This is a genomic window from Streptomyces stelliscabiei (assembly GCF_014873495.1).
Classification (GTDB): domain Bacteria; phylum Actinomycetota; class Actinomycetes; order Streptomycetales; family Streptomycetaceae; genus Streptomyces; species Streptomyces bottropensis.
Map to the genome: position 1 here is coordinate 6,136,868 of NZ_JADBGF010000001.1, position 20,913 is coordinate 6,157,780.

Sequence of the window (20,913 nt, forward strand, 5' to 3'; positions counted from 1 at the left end):
ATCGGTTGATCAAGAATGGGGGAGGTGCGGTCCCATACCACTGGAGACGAAGCCGTGGGCGCTCGCGGTGATCGAAAGGTGACCGGATACGCTGACTCGGGTGATGACAGCGACAGATCGACAAACTTTGTCATCGACCGTGAGAGCGACCTAGACCGACCGTGTGACCGTCATCAGACGTCAGCAGACAGGAGAACCCTCGTGACCGTCGTCGAGCCGTTTGGGCTGAGCGCGCGGGACCAGGCTCTCGAAGCCGATGTCCAGGCCGGAATGGCGGCCGTCGAGGAGGGTCTGCTGGAGGCGACCAAGAGCGAGGTCCCGTTCATCCAGGAGGCCGCCCAGCATCTGCTGCGCGCGGGCGGCAAGCGGTTCAGGCCGCTGCTGGTGATGCTCGCGGCGCAGTTCGGCGACCCCTACGCGCCGGGTGTCGTGCCCTCGGCGGTGGTGGTCGAGCTGACGCATCTCGCCACGCTGTACCACGACGACGTGATGGACGAGGCCGAGGTGCGCCGGGGCGTGCCGAGTGCCAACGCCCGCTGGGACAACTCCCTGGCCGTGCTGACCGGCGACTTCCTCTTCGCCCGTGCCTCGCACGTCCTCGCCGACCTCGGCCCCGACGCCGTCCGCATCCAGGCCGAGGCCTTCGAGCGGCTGGTCACCGGACAGATCCTGGAGACCGCCGGGCCGCGCGACGGACGCGACCCGATCGACCACTACCTCGACGTGCTGGGCGGCAAGACCGGATCGCTGGTCGCGGTCGCCGGGCGCCTCGGTGCGCTGATGGCGGGCGCCGACGAGACCGTGGTCGACGTGCTGACCCAGTACGGGGAGCGGCTCGGGGTCGCCTTCCAGCTCGCCGACGACGTCCTCGACATCGCCTCCGACTCGCACGAGTCCGGCAAGACGCCCGGCACGGACCTCCGTGAACATGTGCCGACCATGCCGGTGCTGCGGCTGCGCGAGCGGGCGGGGCGGCTGGGGCTGCCGGACGACATCGCCCTGTGTGAACTGCTCGACTCCGACCTCACCGACGACGCCCGCCACGCCGAGGCCCTGGCCCGCCTCCGCGTCCACCCCGCACTGGAACAGGCCCGCCGCGACACGATCCGCTACGCCGAGGAGGCGCGAGCGGCCCTGGCCCCCCTCCCGGAGTGCGACGCGAAGGCGGCCCTGGTGGAACTGTGCGACGCGGTGGTGCACCGGGCCGGGTAGTCGGTCGCGGTCGCGGTCGCGGTCGCGGTCGCGGTCGGTTGTGAGGCTGTGGCGACTGGCTTCCGCCGGGACCTGGGCCGGCGCGGGTCGCCGCTACGGGGTCCGGGTTCGTGGCGCCGGCCACCGCCGTGTGCGGGTGCGTGCCGGTGGCAGACGCCGAGTCCGTCCCGGCGCCGGTTGATCGTCGGCGGGGCTCGGATCCGTGCCGGTCGGGCCGCAGCCCCTTCCTGGTCTTGAGCTGGTCGGTCGCGGTCGGGCCGTGAGCGCTTGCCCGGGTGGCCGCTACCGGTTCCCGGGTTCGTGGCCGCTCGCCGGCGTTGGACCGTGGACTCGTGCCGGCGGCTGCCACCGGCTGTCCCTGCCCGCCCGCCGGTCCGTCGTCGGCTCCCGAGGCCGAGCCGGTTGGTCACCGTCCGGCCCTGTGTCCGCGCCGGTCAGCCTTCTTCGGGTTCCGGGGGCGGCGCTCGGCGGCCGTCAGCCGCCGGGACTGCACCGTCGGCCGTGGTCGGCCCCCCGGCTCGTCCTTGTCCACGGGCCGGCTCGCTGCTCCGTGGCCTCGCGTGTCTGCCGGGAGGGAGGTCGCCGGCCTCGCGTGTCTGCCGGGAGGGAGGTCGCCGGCCTCGCGTGTCTGCCGGGAGGGAGGTCGCGCCCGGATCCCGTCTCGCGGTGCGGCACGGCGGCTGCCGGACGCCGGGCCCGCGCGGTCCGGGTGGCGTCGGCGAACACCGGCGGGGTACTCCGGACTCGTACCGACGGCCGCGGCTCCCCCCGCGACCCCTACGGGTCGGGTGGACGCTCCGCCTCGTCGTGTCATCCCGTAGCAGTACGTCGAGTTGAGCCCGGAGTCTGACGCTTCTCTCCGGCCGATTTGGTCAGATGGGTATCACCACTCCTCACCGATTCGGGTGAGAATGGCGGCTCCGAGAGACGCCGCCGCCGACGACGGAGGTAAGGCACACATGGCACCGTACGAAACCGACGACAGCGCCAGGTCCGGCGACGCCGCCGCGCTCGCGGCCGAGGCCGAGGAGATGCGCTCGGCACGGCGACGCAAGGCCGCGCGGTACGTCGTCCCGGTCACCGTGCTGGGCGTCGCCGCCGCGACCATCGGGCTCGTCCCGGCCTTCGCCGGCTCCGGTGACCCCGATCTGCCGAAGATCAGCGCGCAGGAACTCATCGAGAAGATCGCCGCCTCGGACGTGGAGCGGGTGTCCGGCACGGTGAAGATCACCACGGACCTCGGCCTTCCCGACCTGGCCGGTCTCGCGGACGGCCTCGTCTCGCAGGCCGCGCCCTCCGGCGGAGACGGCGGATCGGCCGCCGACCCCTCCGCCAAGCTCCTCGAACTCGCCACCGGCACCCACACGTTGCGGGTCGCCACCGACGGCCCCGACAAGCAGAAGCTCTCGCTGCTGGACGACGCCGCCGAGTACAGCGTCATCCACAACGGCGACGACCTGTGGGCGTACGACAGCGCCTCGAACGAGGTGTACCACGCGACCGGCGCCGACGAGGGCAAGGACCAGCGGGTGCCCAAGGACGCTCCCGACGGGTTCGAGGACGCGCCCGCCACCCCGCAGAAGCTCGCCGAGGAGGCCCTGAAGGCCGTCGACGACACCACGTCCGTGACCGTCGACGGGACCGCGCGGGTCGCCGGGCGGGACGCGTACAAGCTGGTGATCGAGCCGAAGCAGTCCGGTTCGACGGTCGGGGCGATCTCGATCGCCGTCGACGCGAAGACGGGGCTGCCGCTGAAGTTCACGCTCACCCCGGCGAGCGGCGGCTCGGCCGTCGTGGACGCGGGCTTCACGAAGGTCGACTTCGGCAAGCCGAGCGCCTCGACGTTCGACTTCACCCCGCCGAAGGGCGCGAAGGTCACCGAGGCGGACGAGGCCGACGGGGCCGGGAAGTCGGGCGGCCACGAGTCCGGGTTCGGTGACTCCGTGTTCGGCGAGCCCGGCAAGGGCGGGGAGTTCAAGGACGGGAAGAACACCGAGCACCGCAAGGAGAGCAAGGGCCCCAAGGACTCCGGGCTCGACGGGCCGAAGACCATCGGCAAGGGCTGGAGCACCATCGCCGTGTTCGACGACGGCGCCGGGGGCGGCGGCATGCCCACCGGCGGCGACTCCTCCGGCGACGCCCGGGTCGACGGCTTCCTGAACTCCCTCGGCGACCCGGTCAAGGGCGAGTTCGGCTCGGGTACGGTCTTCAAGACCCGGCTGATCAACGTCCTGTTCACCGAGGACGGCAAGGTGTACGCGGGTGCCGTCACCAAGGACGCGCTGGTGAAGGCGGCCGACGCGGCGTAGCGACGCCGGCCGGTGGGGCGGGACGGCGAGACCGCCGCTCCCGCCCCACCGGCCGTACCCGAGGGGAGCCATGACCGACGCAGCCATCCACACCCAGGGGCTGACCAAGACCTTCCGCGGCGGCCAGGTGGCCGTGGACCACCTGGAGCTGTCGGTGCCCAGCGGCAGCGTCTTCGGCTTCCTCGGCCCGAACGGCTCGGGCAAGACCACCACCATCCGCATGCTGATGGGCCTGATCGAGCCCACCTCGGGCACCGCCCGGGTCCTCGGCCTGCCCATGCCCCGCTCCACCCGGACGGTGCTCCCGCACGTGGGCGCGCTCATCGAGGGGCCCGCCCTCTACGGCTTCCTCTCCGGCCGCGACAACCTGCTGCGCTACGACTCCGCCGACCCGACCGCCGACCCGCGCACCCGGCGTACCCGGGTCGAGGCCGCACTCGACCGGGTGGGGCTCGCGGCCGCCGCCGGCAAGAAGGCCAAGGCGTACTCGCTGGGCATGAAGCAGCGGCTGGGACTCGCGGCGGCACTGCTCCAGCCGCGCCGCCTGCTCGTCCTGGACGAGCCGACGAACGGGCTCGACCCGCAGGGTATGCGCGAAATCCGTTCGCTGGTACGGGAGTTGGCGTCCGACGGCACCACCGTCTTCCTCTCCTCGCACCTGCTCGACGAGATCGAGCAGGTGTGCACCCATGCCGCCGTCATGACCCGGGGCAGGCTCGTCGTCCAGGGCCCGGTGACCGAACTGGCCGCCGGCGCGCGCGGCCGTCTGGTCGTCACCACCCCCGACACGGCGGACGCGGTCAGGGTGCTCAAGGAACAGGGCATCGGGGACGTGGTCGTGGCGGAGGAGGACGGTGCCGCCGCGCACCGGGCCGGCGAGGGAGGCAGGGTGACGGCGGAACCGCCCACCCCCGACCGGGATCTCGCCGAACTGAACGCCGCACTGGTCACCGCGGGTGTCCGCGTCCGCGGCTTCGCCCTCGAACGCGCCTCGCTGGAGGACGCGTTCGTGGCGCTCACGGGGGAGGGCTTCGATGTCGCGGGTTGACACGCCGGAACCGGCTTCGCCGGCCGCCGCTGCCGCTACGACTCCGGCCGCCGCAGCCCGCAAGCCCGGCCTCCTGTGGACCTTCGGGCTGTTCCGCAGCGAACTGGTCACCACCTTCCGGCGGTGGCGGACGATCGCGCTGCTGGGTGTGCTCGCGGCGGTGCCGATCCTGGTCGGCATCGCGGTGCGGATCGAGACGGGTGACGGGTCGTCGGCGGGAGGCGGCCCGGACGGCGGTGGCGGGCCCGCGTTCATCGCGCAGATCACCAACAACGGGCTGTTCCTGGTGTTCACGGCGCTGGCCGCGACGCTCCCCTTCTTCCTGCCGATGGCCGTCGGCGTGATCGCCGGGGACGCGATCGCGGGCGAGGCGAACGCGGGCACCCTGCGCTATCTGCTGGTCTCACCGGCGGGGCGGACCCGGCTGCTGCTCACCAAGTACGCGACGACCATGACGTTCTGCCTGGTCGCGACCCTCGTCGTGGCGGCCTCCGCGCTGGCGGTCGGGGCGTTGCTGTTCCCGCTGGGGGACCTGACGACGATCTCCGGTACGAGCATCAGCTTCGCCGAGGGACTGCTGCGGGCACTGCTGATCGCGCTGGCCGTGGCCGCCTCACTGATCGGGGTCGCGGCCCTCGGCCTGTTCATCTCCACCCTCACCAACAGTGGCATCGCCGCGATGGCCACCACGGTCGGGCTGCTCATCACCGTCCAGATCCTCGACCAGATCCCCCAGCTCGACGCCCTCCACCCCTACTTCTTCTCGCACTACTGGCTCTCCTTCGCCGACCTCATGCGCGAGCCGGTCTACTGGGACGACCTCCAGCGCAACCTCGGCCTCCAGGCCGTGTACGCGGCGGTGTTCGGCTCGGCGGCGTGGGCGAGGTTCACGGCGAAGGACATCACGGCGTAGGACATCACGGCGTAGGCGCCGCTCACGCGGCCTCGGCCTCGGCGTCGGCGTCGTAGGGGAATCGGGCGCGGGGCGCTTCGCCGGGCTCGGTGAAGAACGTCTTCGCGCGGGCGAGGGCCGCGGTGTCCCGGAGGACGTCACCGGGCTTGCTGCCGTTGCCGAGCAGGACTCCGCCGAAGCGCATGCCCAGGTACGCGGCGGAGTTGTTGAGCGTCCCGACGAGCGGCTCGGCGACCTCCTCCTCGGGGTGCGCGAGCGCCGTGACGCCCCAGAGGGTGCGGCCGGCCATCGTCGCCTTGAAGTCCACCCCGGGGGTGCGCAGCCAGCCCGACCAGTGGTCGAGGTACCGCTTGACGTGGGCGGACACGGAGTACCAGTACAGCGGCGACACGATCACGAGGTCGGTCGCCGCGAGCGTGGCGTCCAGCAGCAGCGCCCTGTTGTCCCCGTGCGGCCGTACGTGGTCGCTGTCGTGCCGCAGGTCCTCGAAGTCGGGCAGCGGGTGCTCCGCGAGGTCGAGCCAGCGCTGCTCGACCCCGTCCGGCAACTGCTCGGCGGCCGCACGGGCCAGCATCTCGGAGTTGCCGTCCGGCCGGCTGCTGCCGAGGACGAAGAGGAAGCGTCGGGTCATGGGGTCCCCCTGGTGCGCGTACGAAGATTGCATGCATAGACAATATATGCGTATGCATAAAATTCAAGAGGCGGCTTCCGCTGTCGGACTGTCGGACTGTCGGGCTGTCGGGCTGTCGGGCTGTCGGGCTGTCGGGTCGGGCGGCTTCCGTGCCGGGCTACGTCCGGACGGCTTCGGCGGCCTCCGCCACCCGCAGCAACAGCTCCTCCTCACCGTGCCGCGCCACCAGGTGGAGACCGACCGGGCACCCGTCGGAGCCGAACCCGGCCGGGATGCTCGCCGCAGGGTGCCCACTGAGGTTGAACGCCCAGGTCAGGGCTGTGGAGTAACGGTCACCGGGGCCGTCGTGACCGTGGGGGGCGTAGGGGGTGACGGGGGTCAGGATCAGGTCGACCTCGCCGAAGACCGTGGCGAGCCGCCGGTCGTTCTCGGCGCGGAGGTCCTGGGCGGCTCGGAACGCGGCGGGGTCGGGGTCGGGCGACGCGGCGCGGAGGGCGAGCCAGGCGGGGGCGGGGTCCTTCAGGTGGAGCGGGTGCGGCTCGGGCGGGGAGTCCTGCCCTACGACGGGTGCGGACCCGGCGAGCCGTACGAGCCCGGCGTCCGCGAGGCGGAGCGCGGCGCGGTGGGCGATCGCGGCGGGCTCGGGGTCGGTGTCGGCGAAGCCGAGGTCGGCCGACCAGACGGCGAGGGGAGGAGGCGGGACACGGTCGGGCACCCGGTCCGCCCCGCCCGAGCGCGTCACGTCGGGCTCCCCCTCCTCGCCGACGCCTCCCGCTCCGCTCACACACCGCCAGTACGCCGCCGCGTCCGACGCGTACCGGGTGAGGACACCGGCCGCCGCCAGGCCCGTGCGGTCGGGGGACGGCAGACGGCCGTTCGTGGTCTTCAGGCCGACGACGCCGCACCAGGCGGCCGGGATGCGCACGGACCCGGCGCCGTCCGTACCGGTGGCCATCGGCACCAGGCCGGCGGCCACCGCCGCCGCGGACCCGGCGGAGGAACCGCCCGGCGTCCGGTCCGCCCGCCAGGGGTTCACGGTCCGGCCGCCCGCCCCGAGACCCCAGGTCTGCCAGGGGGTACCGGGGCCGGGCACGGAGGTCGCCCCCACGGGCACGCAGCCGGCCGCGACCAGCGCCCGTGCCGCCGCCGTACGCGACCCGGCCCGCCCCTTCACCCCGAGCGGAACCCCGGCCAACGGCAACCACTCACCGCGGGCGACCCGCGCGTCCACCTCCACCGCCGACCGCAGCGCGCCCTCGTCCCACACCTCGGCGAACGCGCACAGTGTGGGTTCGGCCTGCTGGATGCGGGCGAGCGCGGCCGTGACGACGTCGACGGCCGTCATGCTTCCCGCTCGGACGGCAGCGGCGATCTGCTCGGCCCGCCACAACGGTGCACGCGACAACGGTGCACGCGGCCCGCGTGGCGCGCGCCCGCTGATCAGCGCTCCTGCCGAACGGAGATCAGCAGGCCGCTGCCGTTCTCCCGCAGGGTGAACAGCGCGGCCTTCTTCAGAATCGCCGCCGGGAGGTACGTACCGTCGGTCAGAACCTCGGGCTTGCCGTCACTCACCTTCAGCTCGATCACGGGCTTGGCGCCACTCTCGACATCGGTCTCGCCGTAGGCCACGCCGCCGTCGGTGAGGGCTCGGATGCCGATGGTCCGCCGGTTGTCGTCCCCCTGGAGACAGAGCCCCGTACCCGACTTGACGTCGAGGACGACGGAATCGAGAGCGAGGTAGCGGCCGTTGGGGGAGGCCACGGCGTTGGTCACGCCCGCCGTACCCCCTTCACCGCATGTCGTACTGGCCAGGAGACGACCGGTGTCCAGGTCGTGCGCGGACCAGACGGTGGCATCCAGGTCGTCGGCGCCCTTCCAGTGGGCGAGGAACACACCGTCGCCGACAGCGGCGATGCCCCCGCTCACGTACCCGCCGCTGTGGGTCTTCCTTCCCGAGTCGGCGTCCTTGGGGGCGACGTCCTGAGAGGACCATCCGTTCACGAGGCCGAAGCCGCCCAACGCGTGCACAGCCACCGGAGCGTCCGGCGCGACACCCACGACCTCGCTTCCCGTGCAGATGGAATGACACTTGGGGATCTGCACGTCCACGGGGTCGTACTCCGTGAGCTTGCCAGTCGCGCCGTCGATGGAAACGCTGAGCCTGTCGGAGTACTCCTCCCAGGTGACGACCAGTTCGGCCCCACCGTCATAGACCTTGAGTGTGTCCCCCCTGGCGGTGACGGGTACGGCGACACGGTGCAGCGGGGCCACGGAGGTGCCCGAGGCGTCCATCGCGTACAGGTCGACCTGTACGACCTCCTGGCTCTTGGTGAGGGCGTCTCCGTCCTGCCGGCCGTGGGCCCAGGCCGCGACAAAGGTGCGGCCACTCTGCCGGACCACGGTGACCTGGGGGATCTCGCGGTTGTCTTCGTTGTACCCGTAGGACGGCTGGTCGTTGATCACGGTCGGCACCTGGTAGGGGGCGCCTCTCCACCGCACCTTGCCCGTGGCGATGTCGCGCGCCTCGACCGCGTATCCGTCACTGGACCGGGTTACGTACGCGACCGTCTGCCCGTCTGTCGTCACCGGCATATCGGACTCGGTGCTCTCCGGAACCCAGTCCAGTTCCTGGTCCCAGCCCTTGGCGCCCTCGTAGGCGGGAGGCACGGTGAGTTCGGCCGGAGAAGGAGCCTTGGTGCCGGCGCCCTTGTCACCCTGGCCCGTGCCGGAACCGCCGCCGTCGCCGTCCGAGCTGCATCCGGCGAGCAGCACTCCGGCCAGGGTGACGGCCACGGCTGCCTTCGTCCTGTACATCTCTGTTCCTTCTCGTCACGTGGGGGCCTCGTCGGGACCGGCTGCCGCCTGCCGGCGGGCGGTCTCGCATCGAGCGTGCTCGCTTGTCAGCCGTCGTACGCATCGACCGTCGGCGCCGCCTTCGCCCGGTGACCGCCCTGTTTGCAGCCTGCGAACGGCCCGACGGGGAAGCGGAGTTCGGCGAGTACGGGGCCGAGGTGATCACGATGCCACACGGCGGGACCCGAGGCGCCGGCCGCCGGATCGGTGCACTCCTGCCAGGCCAGCCAGGGCATGCAGCCGGGCGACCGCCTCCAGATGCCCCCACCAGCGGGGGCACCACGGCTGCTGCGAGCTGACCTCGCGGCCGTACACGGGCAGCAGGAGATCCGAGACCCACCGGGCCAGGCCGCGCATCTCCTCGGCGTAGTCCTCGCCGTCCAGGTAGAGGATGAAGGGGGTACTCCGGCCGGTTCCTGGACTGTGGTCATCGGACGGCCTTCTCCACGGCGCGGGCGGTCATGGCCTTCACCTCTGCGTGGGCGGCCGCCCATCCGTTCGGCGGCGACGACACCGGCGCGCAGCACCGAGTCCGGTGCCGCCGCGCCCCGCTCGACGCGCTCGGCCACAGGGCTCCCGGCCCGTCCTTGACCAGGGTCGCCAGGGTTTCCAGGGCGAACTCCAGCAGTCGCGGGAGAGGTTCACCGGCCAGGTGCGGTCCTGGGCGTCCAGGGACGGGCAGACCGACGGCAGGCTCTCCACTGTCCTGGACAGTTTCGTCCGGCGCGGCGACAAGAACGTCGTCAAGGACCTGGACAAGGCACTGCAGCACGCAGGAGTGAACCAGCGGGCGGCCGAACCGCTCTGGAAGCGGTTCGGCGAGTTGCAGACCCTTGAGGAAGAAGAAGCGGTTCGCCAAGGACGCCACCACGCCGGCGCCCGGCAGTGGCAAGACACCGCAGGAACACCTGCGCGGGGCCGTGACCGCCGCCGGTGGTTCCTTCTCGCCGCAGGCCGGAGGTGGGGGAACGTCGGTGGCCAAGGCTGCCGGACTTCACCTGAAGGGAAGGTCTCCGGGCACTCCTGGTGCGCAGAATTCCGCGAACCAGCAGACCGGCAGGATTACCGGCGCAGGCTCCTGGCGAGTACCTTGCCAGCCCGGGCCACCACCGCCGGGGAGCGACAAGGGAGGGTCGAAGCGCTGAATCATGGCCATCAGGCCGGGCCGGCCAGGCTTCTGCGACGTGTCTGTGACGCCGTGGTGACGTGAAATCGTTGGCGAGCCGGGAGACTTGGGACCAAGTGTGGGGCCGGTTCCCCGGCACGACAGAGTGAGGGAACAGATGCGTCGACCCAGCCGGGAGAAGAAGAGGGAACAGAAGCGTTCGGCATCCTCGGCCGCCCCGGCGGCGGTGCCGGTCGATGTTCATGTCCCCGCGGTCGGCCCTGGGGCGGGCGCTGCCTGGATCGGAGGCGTATCGGTCGTCGCGGCGCACGGCCAGGAGATCCAGGAAGCCGTCCTTCGGCACCTTCATCGGATCGCCCTCGCTGCCGGACACCCCGTGCACGCCAGGGTGCACGATGAGCGCATCGGGTATGTGGTGCCATTGCGTGTGTGCGTGGACGGTGCCAGCCAGTTCGCCGGCGAGCCCGTACGGGTGGGAGAGCCCTGGCTCGTCGGCGAGGCGATTGCCGACCCACAGGCCGGGAACGCGGTCGCGCCTCGATTTGCCGGAGGGCAGCTGTCCGAGACCGCTATGGCAGCTGCGCGTCCGGAGATCTCGCCGACACTTCGCCGCGACAGGTCGACCCAGATCCTGCGTGCCGTACCGGAGTCGGCGGTAGCGGAACAAGCGCTCGGCCCTGTGGCCGTAGCCGCGCCTGACGCCGTTGACGAGGTGCGCCATGAGCCCGAGGTGCGGCACGCACCGAGCGTGGCGGGCGCGGCTTCCGCCTCGACCGGAGTGCCCGCGCCGGGGCACGCGGCCGCCGGTCGCCCCGCATCTGAAGCCACACCTCTTGCCGAGCCAGTGGTGGCTTCCGAAGTCCCGTACGCACAGGCACAGGGCGGTGACTCCTCACACGGCGACCTCGCTTCTCGGACGAGGCGGGAGCCGAGCACCATGCGGTTGTCGGCGGTGGAGCCGATGGCTGCGGCGGAGTCCATCGCTCCCGCGACACCCGGGCGCCCGTCCGGAGAGCCCCGGACCATGCCTCTCACCAGGGCGAGACAAGAGCCATCGGAGCCGACGGCGGGTGGCGTCGCGCCGTCGACGTTCGTCCTGCGTAAGGTTCCGGAACCGAAGCACGGTCCACTCGCGCAGTCACCCGGGGCCCCGGGGCCCTCGCAGGACCCGCCCGGCATCACTGCCGAGGCAGGAAGGGCAGATCCGTCATCTGCCGGAAGTCGGCACTCGGCCCCGGCCCTCGGTACCGTCTCACCCCCGACGGGTGAGTTCGGCCCGGTGACCGAAGCCACCGCCCCGGGGCCGGCCGTGGCTCCGCAACCGTGGCCGCCGAGCCAGGCTCAGGAACCGGCTGCTTCCTCGGAGCGCGGTGTGCTTCCTGCGCCGCCGGAGCCGCAACCCTGGCCGCCGACCCCCGGTCAGCCTTCTGATCCGATGCCCGCGATCGTGCCGCCTTCCGCGCCGGCACCCGTGCTCGCGCCTCCGGAGGAGTCCGCGACGGACTCCTATCTCGCTCCCGAGTGGAAGGTTGAGGAAGAGGACCCCGGCCCCAAACCGGCGCCGGTTCGGGAGTTCGACGGGGTGGCCGAAGCCGTGTTGGAGCTGGAGGGGACGAGCGGCGGTGCGGCATCCCTTTTCGTGGAGCCCCTGTCCCGCATCAACGAGGCGGTGAAGCTGGGCCGTATCCAGGAGGCCGCGGAGATGGCCGAGCAGACCGTCGCCCAGGCGACCGTGGCGCTGGGCCCGCACCACCCCGAGGTGCTGAAGCTCCGCGAGCTGACCGCCTACATCGCCTACCTGGCCGGCGACGCCCTCCGTTCCTTCCACCTCTCCCTCGACCTGGCGGGTCTGCGCCACCGTCTGCGCGACGAGCGTGCCGCGTATGGCAACATCCAGAGCGCGGCGGCCGCCTGGCGCGCGGTCCGTGACCCGCTCCAGGGCCTGCACCTGGGCCGCGACCTGATCGCCGTCTGGACCGACCTCGCCGCCGACGCGGGGCCCGCCGCCGACGACCTGGAGCAACTGGAGAAGGCCCGCACCCGGATGACCCGCCTCGCCGAACGGGCCCGCGCCCTCGACTCCGCCCCCTACGCCCATGGCCAGTGATCACACCGGCAACCACCACGACAGGGGACCCGCCGGGGCCGGCGTCACGCGGCCGGCCCCTCCCCGCCCTCTGGACACGCCGCGCGACCCGGCCGTCGCCAGGCGCTCCCAGGCGGCCCGCCACCGCTCCCCGCACCCGTCGTCCCCCGAGCGCCCCAGCCCCGCCCCCGGGTCGAGGTCACCTTCAACGAGCTGATCGGCACGATGAGTTGGCGCACCCTCGACCGGTCGGCGCCCGCACCCGGCGCCCAGGACGGCAACCACCGCACCCCTCACCGCCGTACGCCCGAGACGGCCCCCTGGAGCACCCGCGCCGCGGCCCTGCGCTCCGCCGGCCTGGACCCGTCCCGGGCCCCCGGACAGGGCGCCGCCCCGATTCCGACGCACCCCGGGACCGTACGGTCCGCCCTGAGCGTCGACATCACGGCGCTCACCCCGGAGGGCCGGCGGAGTCTGGCCAGGCTCGGTGCCCTGCGCTCCGAAGCGGCCGCCGGTCTCGCCGAGAGCACCCGCATGCCCACGGCGGTCGCGTCCCGCCTCAGGTCGGCGAGCGCGGCCCCGGCCCACACCCACGCCCTGACGACACGGCGCACCGCGACCCGCCCACCGTCCTACGCGCCCACCCGCTCGGGCACCCCCGGCACCCCTGGCGCACCCACTCACCAGCCGCGACGCTGACCCGCCCCGGTCACGCGATCACCACGCACCCGGCCCGGGACCGGCCACGGCGCTCCCCGCCGACCGGCCGACCCCGGGCATGGACCACCTCTGACCCTGCCTCGGACTACTCCGACAGCTCCCACACCGCGTACGCCAGCGCGTCGCTGTTCCGGTCGAGCGCCGTGTCGTTGATGTTGGACGTGGTGTCGCAGGACGAGTGGTAGCAGCGGTCGAAGGCCTGGCCGGACGTACCGCCCCACTTGGTGACCTGCGCGGCGGTCTTGGTGCGGCTGGCTCCCGTGAAGAGGCCGCCGACGGGGACACCCGCGCTCTTGAAGGGCGCGTGGTCGGAGCGGCCGTCGCCCTCGGTCTCGATCTCGGTCGGGACGCCGATCCCCGTGAAGTAGTCCTTGAAGGTCTGCTCGATGACGGGGTCGTCGTCGTAGACGAAGTACCCGGGGTTCGGCGAGCCGATCATGTCGAAGTTCAGGTAGCCGCTGATGCGGGCCCGGTTCGTCGAGGACAGGTTGTTGACGTAGTAGCGGGAGCCGACGAGACCCAGCTCCTCCGCGCCCCACCAGGCGAACCGCAGGTGCTTCGTGGGCTGGTAGTTCGAGCGGGACACGGCCAGCGCGGCCTCCAGCACGGCGGCGGAGCCCGAGCCGTTGTCGTTGATACCGGCACCGGTGGTGACGCTGTCCAAGTGTGAACCGGCCATGACAACCTGGTTCGTGTTGCCGCCGGGCCAGTCCGCTATCAGGTTGTAGCCGGTGCGGCCGCCGGACGTGAAGGACTGCGTGGTGGTGACGAAGCCCGCCGCGTCGAGCTTGCCCTTCACGTAGTTCAGCGACGCGGTGTAGCCGGCCCGTCCGTGGGCTCTGTTGCCGCCGTTGGCCGTGGCGATGGACTGGAGCTGGGCCAGGTGGGCCTTGACGTTGGCCACGGGGAGGTCGGGTGCGGCGGCGAGTGCCACCTCGGGGGCGGGAGCCGCCCCGGCTATGGACCCGGTGGTGATCAGCGTGACCGCCGCGACGGCGGCGGCGAGGGTGGTGCGTCCTGCGGCTGGAACGGAGAGCTTCATAGTGGGGGCTCCGAATTCCATGGGTTCGCTCCGGACACACTGTTGATGTGTCCATGGCGAATCCGGTGAATGGGGTGCCTGGATGGTGCGGGTGGGACTGACTCTCCGTCAAGGGCGCTATTTGGCCAGCGGGGCACGCGTCTCGGACACCTCGACGGCGGTGGTCAGCTCCTCCAGCCGCCTGCGCGCCGCGCGCGCCGTCCGCAGCGCGTCCCAGGTCAGCAGCGACAGCGCGAGCCACACCAGAGCGAATCCGGCCCACCGCTCGGGCGGCATCGCCTCACCGAAGTAGACGACCCCCAGCAGGAACTGGAACACCGGCGCCAGATACTGCAGCAGCCCCAGCGTGGACAGCGGCACCCGGATCGCGGCCGCCCCGAAGCAGACGAGCGGCAGCGCGGTCACCAGCCCGGTCGCGGCGAGGAGCAGCGCGTGCCCCGTCCCGTGCGAGCCGAAGGTGACGTCCCCGCGCGACCCCAGCCACAGCAGATAGGCCAGCGCGGGCAGGAACTGGATCGCGGTCTCCGCGGCGAGCGACTCGACGCCGCCCAGGTTGACCTTCTTCTTCACCAGTCCGTACGTGGCGAAGGAGAAGGCGAGGCACAGCGAGATCCACGGCGGTCGCCCGTATCCGACGGTGAGGACGAGGACGGCCGCGAAGCCGACGCCGACCGCCGTCCACTGCACGGGCCGCAGTCGTTCCTTCAGCAGCAGGACGCCCATGGCGATCGTGACGAGCGGGTTGATGAAGTACCCGAGGGAGGCCTCGACCACCTGGTGGGCGTTCACGGCCCAGATGTACACCCCCCAGTTGACGGTGATCACCGCCGCCGCGACCGTGACCAGGGCGAGCTTGCGTGGCTGCCGCAGCAGTTCACCGGCCCAGGACCAGCGCCGCAGCACCAGCAGGGCGACACCGACGACCGCGAGGGACCAGACCATGCGGTGGGCGAGTATCTCCACCGCGCCGGAGGGCTTCAGCAGCGGCCAGAAAAGCGGGACGATCCCCCACATCCCGTACGCGGCGAAGCCGTTCAGCAGCCCTATCCGGTGTTCGCCCCTCGACTGCGCCGCCACGGCCCCTCCTTCTCGCGGGCCGCACCACCGCGACCCCAAGCCCTGACGAAGGTAACGCCGACCACCCCCGGCTGTCATGCCCGTATCGGCATACGGTCATGACAGCCGGGGGTGGTCCAGGGGATGGTCCCCGAGGGGGAGTCCGGGGGTCCCCGAGGGGGAGTCCGGGGTTTGGGTCAGGGGCTCGTATCCGGGACTCGTGTCCGGGGCTCGAGGCTCGGGGCTCGGGGCCGGGAGTCGGGCCCGGGACTCGCGTCCGGGGCGGCGCGGCCCCGGCGCTCGGGCTGGGGGTCGGGGGAGTGCTCGGGCGAGAGCCGCCCTGCCCGGTCCGGGGCCAGTGGTCCGGTCCGCGATCCGGAATCCGAGGGCCGGTCCGGGGTCCGCGGGTCGGTTCGGGGTCCGCGGTACGGACCTCGGACCGCGGGCGAGGGCCGGGTTCAGCCCTTCAGCGCCGCCGCGATCGAGTCCGAGATCGGCGTGGTCGGGCGGCCGATGAGGCGGGAGAGGTCGCCGGAGGAGACGACCAGCTCGCCCTTCTCGACGGACGCGTCCACGCCCGCGAGGATCGCGGCGAAGCCCTCGGGGAGCCCGGCGCCGGTGAGGATGCCGACCAGGACATCGCCCGAGACGGGGTTGTTCGCGATCTCCTTGCCGGTCTGCCCGCTGACCTCGGCCGCGTACTCGGCGAAGCTCCACGCGGTGTCGCCGCCCAGCTCGTACGTCTGGTTCTCGTGGCCCTCGCCGGTCAGCACGGCGACCGCGGCGGCGGCGTAGTCCGCGCGGGCCGCCGAGGAGACCCGGCCCTCGCCGGCGGCGTGCGTGACGGCGCTGTACTCCAGCACCGGTCCGAGCTGCTCGGTGTAGTTCTCGTTGTACCAGCCGTTGCGCAGCAGGGTGTACGGCAGACCGGAGGCGAGCAGCGCCTCCTCGGTGGCCCGGTGGTCGTTCGCGAGGGCGGCCGTCAGGCTGCCCGGCGCGCTGGTGTAGGCGAGGAGAGCGACCCCGGCCGCCTTGGCGGCGTCGATCGCGACCTGGTGCTGGGCGGCGCGGTCCTTGTCCACCTCGCTGCCCGAGATCAGCAGCACCTTGTCACCGGCGGCGAACAGGCCGTCGAAGGTCTCGGGGGTGTTGTAGTCGGCGACGGCGATCTTCACGCCGCGCGCCGCGAACCCCGCGGCCTTCTCCTCGCTGCGGACGACGGCCGTGATCTGCTCGGCCGGAACCTTCTCCAGCAGCCCTTCGACGACGAACTTGCCGAGGTGGCCGGTCGCTCCGGTGACGACGATGCTCATGGTGAAACTCCTCCAGTGGGGCGGGGTGCTTCACTAACCCTAGGGGGTGCGCTAACTCTGCGAAAGTACCCACTTTGAAGTAAGGTACTGGCATGGCCGTAAGCAAGGTGTCGAAGCAGCCCGCGATCATGGACGACATGAACGGCGAGGGCCTCTGCCCCCACCGCCTCGTCCTGGAGCACGTCACCAGCCGCTGGGGCGTCCTCGTCCTGATCGTGCTGCTGGAGCGGTCCTACCGGTTCAGCGAGCTGCGCCGGGCCATCGGCCGCGTCAGCGAGAAGATGCTGACCCAGACCCTCCAGACCCTGGAACGCGACGGCCTCGTCCACCGCGACGCCAAACCCGTCATCCCGCCCCGCGTCGACTACTCCCTCACCGACCTCGGCCGCGAGGCGGCCGAACAGGTCCGCGCCCTCGCGAGCTGGACCAAGGACCGCATGGACGAGGTGCAGACGGCCCGCCGGACGTACGACGAGGCCCGGCAGGCATACGACGAGGCCCGGGCCTGAACCCGACCCGGGCCTGCGCGCTCGACTGTTCACCCTCAGCCGTCCGTCCTCAGCCGTCCGTCCTCAGCCGTCCGTCCTCAGCCGACGACCGTCCAGGTGTCCTTGCCGGTGAGGAGTGCCGACAGGTCGCCTTTGCCGTACTGGTCGATGGCGGTGTCGAGTTGGTCGGCCATCTGGGTGTCGTAGACGGGGCGTCGGACGGAGCGCAGGACGCCGATGGGGGTGTGGTGGAGGGTGTCGGGGTCGGCGAGGCGGGAGAGGGCGAAGGCGGTGGTGGGGGAGGGGGAGTGCGCGTCGTGCACGAGGATCCGTGACTGGTTGTCCTCGGTCACGGTGACGACTTTCAGGTCGCCGGTGGTCTCGTCGCGTACGACCCCTCGTGTGGCGTCGGTGCCGAACCGGATCGGCTGCCCGTGCTCCAGCCGGATCACGGCGTCCTGGGCCGAGTCGCGGTCCTTGAGCACCTCGAAGGCGTTGTCGTTGAAGATGTTGCAGTTCTGGTAGATCTCGACGAGGGCGGTGCCGGGGTGTGCGGTGGCCTGCCGCAGCACCTCCGTCAGGTGCTTGCGGTCGGAGTCGATGGTCCGTGCGACGAACGACGCCTCCGCGCCCAGAGCCAGCGACACCGGGTTGAACGGCGCGTCCAGCGACCCCATCGGCGTCGACTTGGTGATCTTGCCGGTTTCGGAGGTGGGGGAGTACTGGCCTTTGGTGAGGCCGTAGATGCGGTTGTTGAAGAGGAGGATTTTGAGGTTGACGTTGCGGCGCAGGGCGTGGATGAGGTGGTTGCCGCCGATGGAGAGGGCGTCGCCGTCGCCGGTGACGACCCAGACGGACAGGTCGCGTCGTGAGGTGGCGAGTCCGGTGGCGATGGCGGGGGCGCGGCCGTGGATGGAGTGCATCCCGTAGGTGTCCATGTAGTACGGGAAGCGGGAGGAGCAGCCGATGCCGGAGACGAAGACGATGTTCTCCTTGGCCAGGCCGAGTTCGGGCATGAAGCCCTGGACGGCGGCGAGGATCGCGTAGTCACCGCAGCCGGGGCACCAGCGCACCTCCTGATCCGACTTGAAGTCCTTCATGGACTGCCGGGCCGTGGCCTTGGGCACGAGGGCCAGCGCCTCGATCGTGCCGCCCGTGCCCGCGCCTTCCGTGGACCTCTCAGCCATCGATGGCCTCCTTGAGAGCCGTGGCGAGCTGCTCCGCCTTGAACGGCATACCGTTCACCTGGTTGTACGAGTGGGCGTCGACGAGGTATTTCGCCCGGATGAGCAGGGCGAGTTGGCCGAGGTTCATCTCGGGGACCACGACCTTGTCGTAGCGCTTGAGTACCTCGCCGAGGTTCTTGGGGAAGGGGTTGAGATGGCGCAGATGGGCCTGGGCAATGGATTCCCCGGCGGTGCGCAGTTCCCGGACGGCCGCGGTGATGGGGCCGTAGGTGGATCCCCAGCCGAGCACGAGGGTGTCGGCGTGGTGCGGGTCGTCGACCTTGATGTCGGGCACGTCGATGCCGTCGGTCTTGGCCTGGCGGGTGCGGACCATGTGGTCGTGGTTGGCGGGGTCGTAGGAGATGTTGCCGGTGCCGTCCTGTTTCTCGATGCCGCCGATGCGGTGTTCGAGGCCGGGGGTGCCGGGGATGGCCCAGGGGCGGGCGAGGGTGTGGGGGTCGCGTTTGTAGGGCCAGAAGACTTCGGTGCCGTCGTCGAGGGTGTGGTTGGGGCCCTGGGCGAACTGGACGGTGAGGTCGGGGAGTTCGTCGGTGTCGGGGATCCGCCAGGGCTCTGAGCCGTTGGCGAGGTAGCCGTCGCTGAGCAGGAAGACGGGGGTGCGGTAGGTGAGTGCGATCCGGGCTGCTTCGAGGGCGGCGTCGAAGCAGTCGGCCGGGGTCCTGGGTGCGACGACGGGTACCGGGGCTTCGCCGTTGCGGCCGAACATGGCCTGGAGCAGGTCGGCCTGTTCGGTCTTGGTGGGCAGGCCGGTGGAGGGGCCGCCGCGCTGGATGGCGACGACGAGCAGCGGCAGTTCGAGGGAGACGGCGAGTCCGATGGTCTCCGATTTCAGTGCCACGCCGGGTCCGGAGGTGGTGGTGACGGCGAGTGATCCGCCGAAGGCGGCGCCGAGTGCGGCGCCGATGGCGGCGATCTCGTCCTCGGCCTGGAAGGTGCGGACGCCGAAGTTCTTGTGGCGGGAGAGTTCGTGGAGGATGTCGGAGGCGGGGGTGATGGGGTAGGAGCCGAGGTAGAGGGGCAGGTCGGCCTGGCGGGAGGCGGCGATGAGGCCCAGGGACAGGGCGAGGTTGCCGCTGATGTTGCGGTAGGTGCCGGGGGGGAAGGCGGTCGCGGCGGGGGCGACTTCGTAGCTGACGGCGAAGTCCTCGGTGGTTTCGCCGAAGTTCCAGCCGGCGCGGAACGCGGCGAGGTTGGCGGCCGCGATCTCGGGTTTCTTGGCGAACTTGGCGGCCAGGAACTTCTCGGTGCCTTCGGTGGGCCGGTGGTACATCCAGGACAGCAGCCCCAGCGCGAACATGTTCTTGCTGCGTTCGGCTTCCTTGCGGCTGAGGTCGAAGGTCTTGAGGGCTTCGACGGTCAGGGTGGTCAGGGGGACGGGGTGGACGCTGTAGCCGTCCAGTTGGCCGTCGTCGAGGGGGCTGGTGGTGTAGCCGACTTTGTGCAGGGCGCGTGGGGTGAATTCGTCGGTGTTGACGATGATCTCGGCGCCGCGGGGCAGGTCGGCGATGTTGGCCTTGAGTGCGGCGGGGTTCATCGCGACGAGGACGTCGGGGGCGTCGCCGGGGGTGAGGATGTCGTGGTCGGCGAAGTGCAGCTGGAAGCTGGAGACGCCGGGCAGGGTGCCGGCGGGGGCGCGGATCTCGGCGGGGAAGTTCGGCAGGGTGGAGAGGTCGTTGCCGAACGACGCCGTCTCGGAGGTGAACCGGTCACCCGTGAGCTGCATCCCGTCACCGGAATCCCCGGCGAACCGGATGATCACCCGATCGAGTCGGCGGACGTCCTTCGTCCCCGCCGGTTTGCGCTGTTCTCTCAGTTCTCCCAGAGCGGCCTCGTCGGCCTGCTCCGCTGGGCTGCTGACCTGGCTGGTCACTGAACTGGACCTCCCTCGGGGCGGCTGTCCGGGAACGGCCGTCCCGCCGGCCCTCCCCAGACCAACCCTACGTCGGCGAGGATGACCTTCCCTCGCTCTTTCGCCTGATGGACGCTGTTTTGAGACCGCCGAACGCCCTGACTTGTCATGATTTACCCGCCCGTGCCACCTCCTTCGAAGACGCGCGCCACCGGTCGGCGGTTCTCGACCCGAGCGGAGGAGGTGAGGCGGGCGCGGGGTCGGCGAGGTTGACGGTGCGGGGTGAGGAGGGGCGAGGAGAGGGGGGAGGGGAATGAGGAGACGGACCATCTGACACAGTGTCAGAGGATCACGAATTGAGGTAGGTGAGCACCGCCAGAACACGCCGGTGGTCCCCGTCGCTCGGGGACAGCCCGAGCTTCAGGAAGATGTTGCTGACATGCTTCTCGACGGCTCCGTCGCTGACGACCAGCTGCCGGGCGATCGCCGAGTTGGTCCGCCCCTCCGCCATCAGCCCCAGCACCTCCCGCTCCCGAGGGGTGAGCCCTGCGAGCACGTGCTGCTTCCGGCTCCGCCCGAGCAGCTGCGCGACCACCTCCGGGTCCAGCGCCGTGCCACCCCGCGCCACCCGGACCACCGCGTCCACGAACTCCCTGACCTCGGCGACCCGGTCCTTCAGCAAATACCCCACGCCACGACTGGACCCCGCGAGCAGTTCGGTGGCGTAGCGCTCCTCCACGTACTGCGACAGGACGAGAACCCCCAGCTCAGGGTGCTGCTTCCGCAGCTGTACGGCGGCCCGTACGCCTTCGTCGGTGTGGGTCGGAGGCATCCGTACGTCCGCCACGACCACGTCCGGGAGGTCGTCCTGGGCCGCGAACTCCGTGATCGTCTTGATCAGGGCGTTCCCGTCCCCGACCCCTGCCACGACGTCGTGCCCCCGGTCGGTCAGCAGCCGCGTCAGCCCCTCCCGCAACAGCACCGAATCCTCGGCGATGACCACCCGCACCCTGTCCTCCA

At 71.4% G+C, this 20,913-nt stretch carries 17 protein-coding genes and 1 pseudogene; 7 read left to right on the top strand and 11 right to left on the bottom strand.

Annotation, left to right across the window (positions count from 1 at the left end; genetic code table 11):
• The first annotated feature begins 201 nt into the window (after positions 1-201).
• From H4687_RS27180 to H4687_RS27195, 4 genes are all read left to right on the top strand, one after another.
• Entirely contained in the window at positions 202-1,212 is a 1,011-nt protein-coding gene (locus H4687_RS27180; protein WP_046919435.1) for a polyprenyl synthetase family protein, read from the top strand.
• Between the two features lie 959 nt (positions 1,213-2,171).
• A complete protein-coding gene (locus H4687_RS27185; RefSeq protein ID WP_046919434.1) occupies positions 2,172-3,521 on the top strand; it encodes a LolA family protein in 1,350 nt (449 codons plus the stop codon).
• Positions 3,522-3,591: 70 nt separating this feature from the next.
• On the top strand, positions 3,592-4,569 hold the full coding sequence (locus H4687_RS27190; protein WP_046919433.1) for an ABC transporter ATP-binding protein: 978 nt from the start codon (positions 3,592-3,594) through the stop codon (positions 4,567-4,569).
• Positions 4,556-5,482: an ABC transporter permease gene (locus H4687_RS27195; protein WP_046919432.1), complete on the top strand. Its 927-nt coding sequence runs from the start codon at positions 4,556-4,558 to the stop codon at positions 5,480-5,482. Before H4687_RS27190 ends, H4687_RS27195 begins: the two co-directional genes overlap by 14 nt.
• 22 nt (positions 5,483-5,504) lie before the next feature.
• Here the strand turns inward: H4687_RS27195 and H4687_RS27200 are convergent, their stop codons facing one another.
• From H4687_RS27200 to H4687_RS27220, 5 genes and pseudogenes are all read right to left on the bottom strand, one after another.
• Complete coding sequence (locus tag H4687_RS27200; protein WP_046919431.1) at positions 5,505-6,113, bottom strand: flavodoxin family protein; 609 nt, start codon at positions 6,111-6,113, stop codon at positions 5,505-5,507.
• Positions 6,114-6,270: 157 nt separating this feature from the next.
• Complete coding sequence (locus H4687_RS27205; protein ID WP_078907101.1) at positions 6,271-7,458, bottom strand: amidase; 1,188 nt, start codon at positions 7,456-7,458, stop codon at positions 6,271-6,273.
• Positions 7,459-7,553: 95 nt separating this feature from the next.
• Positions 7,554-8,927: a hypothetical protein gene (locus H4687_RS27210; protein ID WP_046918403.1), complete on the bottom strand. Its 1,374-nt coding sequence runs from the start codon at positions 8,925-8,927 to the stop codon at positions 7,554-7,556.
• A gap of 86 nt (positions 8,928-9,013) precedes the next feature.
• A pseudogene (locus H4687_RS27215) lies at positions 9,014-9,323 on the bottom strand (DUF4913 domain-containing protein).
• 70 nt (positions 9,324-9,393) lie between these two features.
• Positions 9,394-9,825 carry a hypothetical protein gene (locus H4687_RS27220; protein WP_159026243.1) on the bottom strand — a complete coding sequence of 144 codons (432 nt, stop codon included), beginning with the start codon at positions 9,823-9,825 and terminating at the stop codon, positions 9,394-9,396.
• A 1,702-nt stretch (positions 9,826-11,527) separates the two neighbouring features.
• Between H4687_RS27220 and H4687_RS47580 the strand changes: the two genes are divergently transcribed.
• Together H4687_RS47580 and H4687_RS27230 are read left to right on the top strand one after the other, a co-directional pair.
• Entirely contained in the window at positions 11,528-12,199 is a 672-nt protein-coding gene (locus tag H4687_RS47580) for a hypothetical protein (RefSeq protein WP_264086503.1), read from the top strand.
• Between the two features lie 204 nt (positions 12,200-12,403).
• The gene (locus tag H4687_RS27230) at positions 12,404-12,877 is read left to right on the top strand and encodes a hypothetical protein (protein WP_225966840.1); all 474 of its coding nucleotides are present in this window, start codon (positions 12,404-12,406) and stop codon (positions 12,875-12,877) included.
• A 106-nt stretch (positions 12,878-12,983) separates the two neighbouring features.
• On the opposite strand, the gene H4687_RS27235 is transcribed toward H4687_RS27230, so the two are convergent.
• The 3 genes from H4687_RS27235 to H4687_RS27245 form a co-directional block, all read right to left on the bottom strand.
• Positions 12,984-13,940 carry a M28 family metallopeptidase gene (locus tag H4687_RS27235; RefSeq protein WP_046919228.1) on the bottom strand — a complete coding sequence of 319 codons (957 nt, stop codon included), beginning with the start codon at positions 13,938-13,940 and terminating at the stop codon, positions 12,984-12,986.
• 117 nt (positions 13,941-14,057) lie between these two features.
• Positions 14,058-15,017, bottom strand: coding sequence for an EamA family transporter RarD (rarD, locus tag H4687_RS27240; protein WP_046919227.1), 960 nt, complete (start codon positions 15,015-15,017; stop codon positions 14,058-14,060).
• A 437-nt stretch (positions 15,018-15,454) separates the two neighbouring features.
• Complete coding sequence (locus tag H4687_RS27245; protein WP_046919695.1) at positions 15,455-16,309, bottom strand: SDR family oxidoreductase; 855 nt, start codon at positions 16,307-16,309, stop codon at positions 15,455-15,457.
• A 92-nt stretch (positions 16,310-16,401) separates the two neighbouring features.
• On the opposite strand from H4687_RS27245, the gene H4687_RS27250 reads away from it, so the two are divergent.
• Positions 16,402-16,818, top strand: a complete 417-nt coding sequence (locus H4687_RS27250; protein WP_046919696.1) for a winged helix-turn-helix transcriptional regulator — start codon at positions 16,402-16,404, stop codon at positions 16,816-16,818.
• A gap of 77 nt (positions 16,819-16,895) precedes the next feature.
• On the opposite strand, the gene H4687_RS27255 is transcribed toward H4687_RS27250, so the two are convergent.
• From H4687_RS27255 to H4687_RS27265, 3 genes are all read right to left on the bottom strand, one after another.
• Positions 16,896-17,984 (bottom strand): 2-oxoacid:ferredoxin oxidoreductase subunit beta, encoded by a 1,089-nt coding sequence (locus H4687_RS27255; RefSeq protein ID WP_192781721.1) that lies wholly within the window; start codon positions 17,982-17,984, stop codon positions 16,896-16,898.
• Entirely contained in the window at positions 17,977-19,914 is a 1,938-nt protein-coding gene (locus H4687_RS27260; protein WP_192781722.1) for a 2-oxoacid:acceptor oxidoreductase subunit alpha, read from the bottom strand. The genes H4687_RS27255 and H4687_RS27260 overlap by 8 nt, the downstream gene beginning before the upstream one ends.
• Before the next feature lie 328 nt (positions 19,915-20,242).
• Complete coding sequence (locus H4687_RS27265) at positions 20,243-20,902, bottom strand: response regulator transcription factor (RefSeq protein WP_020113839.1); 660 nt, start codon at positions 20,900-20,902, stop codon at positions 20,243-20,245.
• Positions 20,903-20,913: the final 11 nt, after the last annotated feature.

Coding starts and splice junctions, on each gene's coding strand:
- H4687_RS27185 (WP_046919434.1), top strand. CDS start 2,172: ATGGCACCGTACGAAACCGACGACAGCGCCAGGTCCGGCGACGCCGCC.
- H4687_RS27190 (WP_046919433.1), top strand. CDS start 3,592: ATGACCGACGCAGCCATCCACACCCAGGGGCTGACCAAGACCTTCCGC.
- H4687_RS27195 (WP_046919432.1), top strand. CDS start 4,556: ATGTCGCGGGTTGACACGCCGGAACCGGCTTCGCCGGCCGCCGCTGCC.
- H4687_RS27200 (WP_046919431.1), bottom strand. CDS start 6,113: ATGACCCGACGCTTCCTCTTCGTCCTCGGCAGCAGCCGGCCGGACGGC.
- H4687_RS27205 (WP_078907101.1), bottom strand. CDS start 7,458: ATGACGGCCGTCGACGTCGTCACGGCCGCGCTCGCCCGCATCCAGCAG.
- H4687_RS27210 (WP_046918403.1), bottom strand. CDS start 8,927: ATGTACAGGACGAAGGCAGCCGTGGCCGTCACCCTGGCCGGAGTGCTG.
- H4687_RS47580 (WP_264086503.1), top strand. CDS start 11,528: ATGCCCGCGATCGTGCCGCCTTCCGCGCCGGCACCCGTGCTCGCGCCT.
- H4687_RS27230 (WP_225966840.1), top strand. CDS start 12,404: ATGAGTTGGCGCACCCTCGACCGGTCGGCGCCCGCACCCGGCGCCCAG.
- H4687_RS27235 (WP_046919228.1), bottom strand. CDS start 13,940: ATGAAGCTCTCCGTTCCAGCCGCAGGACGCACCACCCTCGCCGCCGCC.
- H4687_RS27245 (WP_046919695.1), bottom strand. CDS start 16,309: ATGAGCATCGTCGTCACCGGAGCGACCGGCCACCTCGGCAAGTTCGTC.
- H4687_RS27250 (WP_046919696.1), top strand. CDS start 16,402: ATGGCCGTAAGCAAGGTGTCGAAGCAGCCCGCGATCATGGACGACATG.
- H4687_RS27255 (WP_192781721.1), bottom strand. CDS start 17,984: ATGGCTGAGAGGTCCACGGAAGGCGCGGGCACGGGCGGCACGATCGAG.